The sequence below is a fragment of the Helicobacter pylori SA221C genome (genome assembly GCF_000476855.1).
Lineage (GTDB): Bacteria > Campylobacterota > Campylobacteria > Campylobacterales > Helicobacteraceae > Helicobacter > Helicobacter pylori_DK.
The window spans coordinates 1-8290 of sequence record NZ_CBPT010000025.1; the positions used below are offsets into that span (position 1 = coordinate 1).

Here is an 8290-nt window from a genome sequence, read left to right on the forward strand (position 1 = left end):
ACTCCCATTCTCTAAACTCGCTCTTTTTTCAGCGTTCATTTTCTCTAAGACTTCTTTAGATTTAGGGTTGAACACAGGCTTATAATCTCTGTCTTTGCTCATTTTAGCTAAATCATCTATTAGAGTTTTATGATCCGATTTTAAAGCTTGCAGGTATTCTAGTCGTGGGTAAGGAAGTTTTTGCTCCACTAATCTGGTGTATTTAGCGATATTTTCTTGAGTGGTTTCAATGGAGTTTTCTAATTCCTTGATTTTTTCAGGGAGTTTAGTGATAGCGTTATCCAGTCTCTTTAAAAACCCATCAAATTTGATCTCAGCGCAGAAATTATAAGAACTAAACATGTTTTGCGTATCGTTTTTATAAACCATATTGCTAGGGCTATAGGCAACATTTGGATTGTCTTTAGGGCTTAAACTAAACTCCACTTGATACTTAGTTTTATAAGCGTTCACCACAAAGCCCTTGTATTCTAAAAGCTTACAATCTCTTTCCTCATTGAAAAACAAGTCGTTCAAATTGCTTGCAAATTGCTTTTTAATAGCGTCTAGCTTTTCTTTATTTTGTTCGGCTATTTGCTTGTTTTGTTCTTTGAGTTTTTTGTGCGTTAGTTCTTCACTCATAGAGGCGTTTTCTTTTAAAGGCTCTACTTCTTTAACTTTGATAAGCTCATAATCCTTACTCTCTTCATTTTTCAAATCATAGAGCTTGATCTCTGTATGAGTGGGGATTATTACGGATCTTTGAAGCGTTTCTAAATCTTTCAATTCCTGTTTAAGATAATCCAATTTAGAAGCGTTGTTCTTTAAGCTTTCTTCATTGAAGTAATGTTCTTTATTGAAGGCTTTGTATTTTGATTCTTCGCTTTTAATTTCCGCTCTCAATTTGACTTCTTCAATAATCAAGGGATTGCCTGTCGCTTCTGCTTTCATCTCGCTCGCATTAGAACTCCCCATATTAAAGTCTTCTAATTCATTCAAGCCTAATTTGTGCGCGTTTCTAAATTGCTCTATGCCTTTAGATTTAGTCTCTATGATTTGCCACATACGGCTATCATATGTCTTTTCAGTGGCGTAGCGATAGATTTTCATTCTAAAATTTTCAGGGTCGTTTTGGTGCAAAATATTGCCTTGTCTTATCCCACGCCCTTCCATTTGCAACAATTCATCAGGCCTCCATGGGCAATCTAATTCATGCATAGCGACTAATCTGGCTTGCACATTAGTGCCTACGCCCATTTTAGCGGGACTGCCCAATAATACCCTGACTTCGCCACGATTAATCTTTTTAAACAAATCCTGTTTTTGCTCTTCGGTTTTAGCGTCATGGATGAAAGCGATTTCATTTTGCGGGATACCCATTTGGACTAAATGCCTTAAAACATCGCTATAAACATCAAACGAACAGCCTTTAGCTAGCTCTTCATCTAAATTGACGCTTTTAGCCTCTTTCTCTTTGAGTTCGTTCTCTAATTCTTTCTTGCTAGGAGCGATAAGATTGCCCTTTTCATCATAGCTAGACAAACTCTCTAAAAGTTCTTGAGCTTCATCTAGGGGATTTTTATTTTCTATTCCATGAGCGTTATCTAACACTTCTAAACTGACTTTTTGGCTATGGGTTTTGGGTGTGGATAGTCCTATGAAACCAAGTTGTGTGCCTTTAGTGGCATGAGTTTCTAAATAATTCTCATAGATATTTTCTGCCATAGCATAGCTTTTAGAAAATTCTTTTTCTACTTTAGCGTTAGGGTCAATCAAGCGGTAATCCAAAGCCACTTTTCTAGCGTCTGTGGTGCAAGAAAGGATATTGTCTTGCCCTTTTTTGCTTTTCTTGCCCTCGCATTTTTGCATCCTATCAATGATAGATCCTTCATTATATTTGCCATTTTCATCCGCCACGCCAATGAATTGAGCCACTTCTTCGCTTCTTTTCACCACCACATTGATAGGTTTATCCCCATACACTTTAGGCACAAAGTGAGGGTTATGCTTTAAAATGTCATCATTGGAGACAATATCCGCAAAAGCTCTATACATGGCGCTTAAGCCTTGCACATCGCTAAATTTAGAAAAGCGATTAACCATTTTATAACTTTGAGCGGAAGTGTCTAATTCAAAATCGCTCACCACTTCCCCATAAGTCTTAGCCCAATCATCAAAGAATTCTAACCCTCTTTCTTTCAACACATCAGGGGTCAGGTAGCGTTGCAAGTGATACATTTCACTTAAGGAATTGGCTATAGGCGTGCCGGTTAAAAACATGATTTTCTTATCGTTTTGATGCAAGTAGCGCGTTTTAATAAACAAATCTCTAGCGCGATTAGAGCCTTGTTGGTTGCCAAGCCCTGCAATTTTTTCCATAGAAGTTTCAAAGGCTAGATTTTTGAATAAGTGGGCTTCATCCACAATCAAATTGTCAATCCCCATTTGACTAATATCAATATGAGAGCCTTGTTTTTCTAAAATCGCATCGTATTTAGCGCGGATTTTATCCAGCTTGTTTTTGAAGGCTCTTTCATTGGGTTTTTTAGTTTCTCTAGGGTTATTTTTATAAGCTAATTCTTGCCTTTCAAAGTTTTTTTCAGCATTCACTAGCTCTTCTTCTTTCAATTCTTCTATGATTCCTCTAGGGTTAGACAACAATTCCAAATGGGTGTGCGCGATAATCACAGCGTCATAATTGTTGTTAGCGATTTGATTGAATAAAAGCTCTCTTTCTTTTTCAGTGGTGTCCTTGCTATCAACAACCAACACATTAGCGTTAGGGTAAGCCTTGTAAAATTCATCGCCCCATTGCTTGGTCAAATGGTTAGGCACGGCAATGAGCGTTTTATTCACTAATCCCATGCGTTTTTGCTCCATGCAACTAGCTATAGCGCACAAAGTCTTGCCCGCTCCAACTTGATGGTCTAAACACACCGCTCTGTCTTGGATCGTTCTAAAAATAGCGTTCTTTTGGTGGGGTCGCAAGCTGATATGGTGGTTAAAGCCCTCTAGTTCTAATTGCGAGCCATCATAGGTTTTTAAAACGGAGTTGTTGAAAGTGTCATTATAGATTTGCTCTAAATGGGTTCTTCTTGCATAATCCTTGTAAATCCAGTCTTTAAAAGCTTCTTTCAATTCTTCTGCTTTTTGTCTGGCGAGATTGCTTTGCTCTTCATCAGTGATAAAGATTTCTTTTTTAGGGTCATTAGGATCAACTTGGGTGTATTTAACGCTCAAATCCTTGTTGTTTAAGACTTTATTTAAAAGGCTTTCAAAAGGCACTTTATAAGAATGCGCTTTGTCTTTATGCCTGATACCATAAAGTTCGTTTAATTCATTGCTTCTGGCAAAAACTTCATAAGCGCCGTTTAAGTGTTCTACTTTGATGTCTTCTTTGAGATTGCCTAGTTGGTAATCTGTCATTTTATCGCCGTATTGCTTTTCATAATGGTTAGCGCTCAATTCTATTAAAAACTCTTCTAAATACTGAGTGGGTATCCAAGGGCTGTTGATATTAGCCATGATTTCAGTGGCTTTCAAATCTTTAGGGATAATCAGCTCTAAATCTTTCACATTCGCCTCTAAATCTTCCACGCCTTGATTGATGGCTTCTTTCACCTCTTTGAGTTTTCTTTTCACATTACCGCTCAAATAATCGTTCGCTAAAACATAGTCGCCATTATCCTTGTGGTCTTTATAAATCAGTTTTTGCTCTAAAAGTTCTTTAATCGTGGTTTCTAAGCTTTGTGTTGTGAAATGATCTCTAATGAAATGCAAGTCCAAACCCCCTTTTTGATTGATGCTTGTAATTAATGCCTCTTTAGCGTTAGTGATGATAAGTTCTTTTTTAGGGTTCAAAGTCCTTTCAAAAAAGATTTGAGCTTTTTTGGCTTGAGCTTGCCTTGGCTCTATGTTTTGCATTTTAGCGCTTCTAGGGGTGATTTCTTTTTCAAACTCTTTTTCTAATCCTAAGACTTTAGCGCCATACAAATCTTGTTTGATGTCCTTACGATTTTTATTCTCATTGAGGTAGCCAAATTTCTTGACAAATCCATCATAAACAAGATTGAGTTTAGCCCTCTTGTTTTCTAGCTCAAAATCAGAGCTTAAGGGGTTTAATTCCGCGCTCGTTAAATCATTCAAAGCGTCTTTAATTTTAAAATAGGCTTTCAGTCGTGAATCTTGAATTTTAGAGTTGATTTTAGTGGGTTTTAAAAAGATGCCCATTTCATTATTTTGTTCTAGCTGGCAATAAAGATTATCCCACTTGACTAATTCCCCCCTTTCTAAATTTTTGATAAGCTTTTGAACTTCTTGATAGCGTTCGTTATTGGCATCAATGATGAGAGCGTCTGTTTTAAGGGTAGTCTTATGGTATTGATAGACGCCTTTAGGCAATTTTTCTATCGCTTGGCTAAGCGCTTGGGATAAATCTAAGCTTTTATCTTCTAAAGCTTGCAACTCGTATTTGTAAATTTGTTCGCCATTGGTTTCAAAGCTATAGCGGGTTTTTTCCAAACTCAAATGCCCTAGAATGTTTTCAGGGTGGTTGATGAAGTATTCATTTAGGGTTTGTTCGTTGAGATGGATATTGTTCTTTCCAACTTTATCCATGAAGTCTTTGATGATCTTATAGTCTTGTTCTCTGTAGCCAAAGTTAGCGGTGTCTATTTTTTCATACCAGCGTTGCAATTTTTCTTGTTGGAAACCAAAATGGCTTGCAATCGCATTGACAATCTTAAGTTGATCGCTAGGGATAAAACTATCAAAGCGGTTGTTTTGCAAGGCAAAAAGGGTGTCATCATCCAAGCCATTAATGATCTTGTCATAATAGAGCATAGCTTTAGTGAAGCTTTGATTGGTTGCTTTATCAACGCCTTTTTTAAAAAACACAATGTCGCTAGTTACTTCAGCGCCTGTGCCTTTAAACACGCTATTAGGCAATCTTATCGCTCCTAAAAAAGTGGCGTTTTTTGCGATGTGTTCTCTCATTTTAGGGTTTTTAGCGTCCATAAACCAAGAACTCACCACAAACGCCCCTATGCCATCATCTTTCAATTCTTTGATAGCTTTCCCTAAAAAGTAATTATGAACGCTCTCGTTACTCAATTCTTTGTCATAAAAGCTATAGATTTTATGATTGCCATAAGGAGGGTTGCCCACAAACGCATCGTATTCTTGATAGAATTGGTGGTTTTCTAAAGCGGTGTTTGTGATGACTTGATTAGGGTAAAGGAATTGAGAAATATTAGCGCTAATAGGATCTAATTCTGTTCCCATAAAGCGGTAATTCTTATCGCTTGGCGCATGAGCGATGAATTTGCCTGTGCCTAAACTGGGTTCAAAGATTTCTTTTTGATGGCTGTCGTTATTAAACCCCAATTGATCTAAAGCCTGATAAATGCTATCAATAACTAATTTAGGGGTGTAGTAAGCGTCTCTTGCGCTCAAATAAGCTCTTCTGAATTCATCTTTAGTGAGTAAGGCGTTTAATTCTTTAAATTCTTCAGGGCGTTGATCCTTTTTAAAGTAGCTTTCTAACCCACCCCATCCGCTAAATTGTGCTAGGATTTCTTGCTCTTTTAAAGTGGCGTAATAACCGCCCTTTAAGATCTCTTGTTTGGTTTGCAATTCTTTTAAAAGCTCAATGGCTTTAATGTTAGCCTTATAGCGGGTTTTAGCTCCCTTAATTAAAACTTCTTCGCTCGGTTTAAAATCTATTTTAGGATTAAGGGGGATGGCTAGGGTGTTTGGTGTTTCTTGCTTTATCGTGGTTGGTGCGTTTTCTTGCGTGTCTTGCTCTTGCGCGGTTTGTTCTTGAGCGTTATTCAACTCTACGCTATTGTCTGTTGTTTTGCTCTCTTGCGTGGGATTTAATCCTACGCTATTAGAGATAGCGTTTAAATCAATGGCTTGACTATCCAGAACATTGAATGCGTTTAAGGCTTCATTCGTTGTTTCAATGGATTTTTTAAGGCGATTTTCTAAGATCTCTAAGACTTTTTTAGGGCTGATTTTTAATTGGAATTTGTCATAAAAGATTTTAGTCGTAGGGTCTTTAAGCAGTTGTGTCCCCACAAGGCTATCTTTTAAAGGCTCGTTGTTTTGAATGGCTTCTAAGAGCCTGGATCTAAAGTCAGGCTCACTCGCTATGGTGTTGTTTCTAATAGCGTTAAGCAGGCTTTCTAAATGGTCTAAATTTGATAGAAGTCTTCCCTCTTGATCCCTGTTTTTTCCAAGGCTTCCAAGTCCATTTGGTGTGATGAGTCCTGCATGATGTAATCGGCTTTGAGCAAGTGGTAATACTGATTGATTTGAGCTTCCTGGAGCAATTCCATATCGCTCACCCCTTGCGCTCTCTTGATTTGCGCTTCCATTCTGTCTAGGGCTTCTGTCTCCATTTTCGTTTGCTCTATCACCGCTTCTATCAAGCTCACTATCGTTCTTTGATCTTTGGTTTTCATGGTCTGTGGGAAATAATGAGCCCATCTGTCCATGATCAAAAAGGCGTAAGCGTCCAGTCTGTCCTGGCTGTTCTCTAGAGAGAGAAAGCCCCAAATCTCTGGAGCTATTTTGTTGATGAGATGGGGATTGCGGTGGGCGTGGTATTCCTCTCTCATCGCTGGGATTATCCCCCTTTTCTTCGCTTCTTGTTCCATTTTCCATTCGGCTTGCTTGACTTGACGCTCCATTGCTATCTGCTCTTGCATCCGCTCTTGCTGATACTCCATCTCCTCTAGATACATGTTCATGTAGTCTATCTCGCTCTCTATGGGGTTTTTCTGAAACTGCCTGTTGGTCGCTAGATCGATAAACTCCTCTTGTTCCTCCCTGCTCTCTAGGCTCAATAAATAAACTAGGGTCTTGGTGTGAAAGATCTTCATCACTCGATCGCTCCACTCCCTCTTGTCGTCCTCCATGTTCGCTTCTGCGGTGAATTTCTTGCGGAATTCCTGCTCTAGCTCTATTCGGCTCATCTGCGCGATTTGTTCTTTCTTTTCCATTTTTCTCTCCTAAATTTTGTTGCTCTAATTCTAAATCAGCCATGCTTAAATTTGGATGATTATTATCATTATTTTGAATAATATTGTTAGAAGTATTAGTCTCTATTGTATTGTTAATAGTGTTATTGTTGTTTGCGTTAGAATTTTGCCGCTCATTACTGCTCTCTTTAGCTTGAATGATTGCTTCATTCAAGCTTATCAATTTGTTATAACGCTGTTGATAAGCTTTTTCAAAATTATTGATGTCTCTTAAAATTTCTTTAAAAGGCTTGATTTCTCTTCTACTTCCATCGCCATTAACATAAACGCTTTCATAGTATTTTTGCAATTCAATTTTTGCTTGAGCGATTTCTTCCAAACTCAAAAGATCGCTTTTTAAAGAGTAATCTCTGTTTTCTTGCATAGCGCTTATCTCTTCTTTAGTCCAGCCTAAAATAAAACCATTATTAAAGAAAAATTGCTTAATCTTATTGGCGTTATCGGTGCTGAGATGGTTTTCTTTGAGTTTATTTTCATTGATAAGCCTACTCATTTTCCAAGCAAAAGATGCATAATCATCTTTATCTATCCAAGAATAATAATCTGTTGCTGAAAGCAATTGCTGTTCTAGAATTAAAGCATGCACTTCTTTAGCTAATTCAAATTCTAGTTTTTTAACTTCTTCATTGTCGTTAGTATTCAATTTGGCATTTTCATTGTTTATTGATTCAAAAGGCAGTTTGTCATAGAGCTTAAAACACTCAGCGCTAGAAATACTGGGGATTATTTCTCTTACCAATCCACCATCTTTTGTTCTTTCTACTTCTTGGTAAATGTCTTTAAGATAGTCGTATTCTTTAACGATTTCATTGCCATTTTCTAAGGTTTTCTTATGCGTTTCATTGTGGTGGGTCAATTGGATTTCTAAACCTTGCTCTTTCAATTCTTCTAAGCTGTTTGTGTAAGTTAGAATTTCAATTTCTTTTGTAAAAAATTCTCTATTTCTATCAATCAGATCGTATCTTTTAGTGATGCGCCTTTCAAACCCTTCCTCATTCGCTTCATAAACACGAGAACTTTCTTTTATCTCACCATTAGCAAAGAACCTAACATCTTCTTTGCTGTTATCCTTATATATTCGTTTTTCAAAGCTTAAATACTTTGCCCATTCAATAGGATTTCTAGAAATCATGCTTGCTTTATTGATTTGCGTTTTCACGACATAAGGGAGTGACTCTTGTATTTCATTGACCTTGTCTGATTCTTTAGTAGGATTGTTTGTTGCAATATTGCCATTATCTAAGATGCTAAATAAGTTGGGTTGC

Annotated in this window: 1 protein-coding gene; it reads right to left on the minus strand. The window is 37.4% G+C overall.

Features of this window, described 5'->3' with window-relative positions; genetic code table 11:
• Nucleotides 1-8290, minus strand: an 8290-nt coding sequence (locus tag QU01_RS07675; protein WP_033763371.1) for an SNF2-related protein, incomplete at both ends; no start/stop codon positions are given.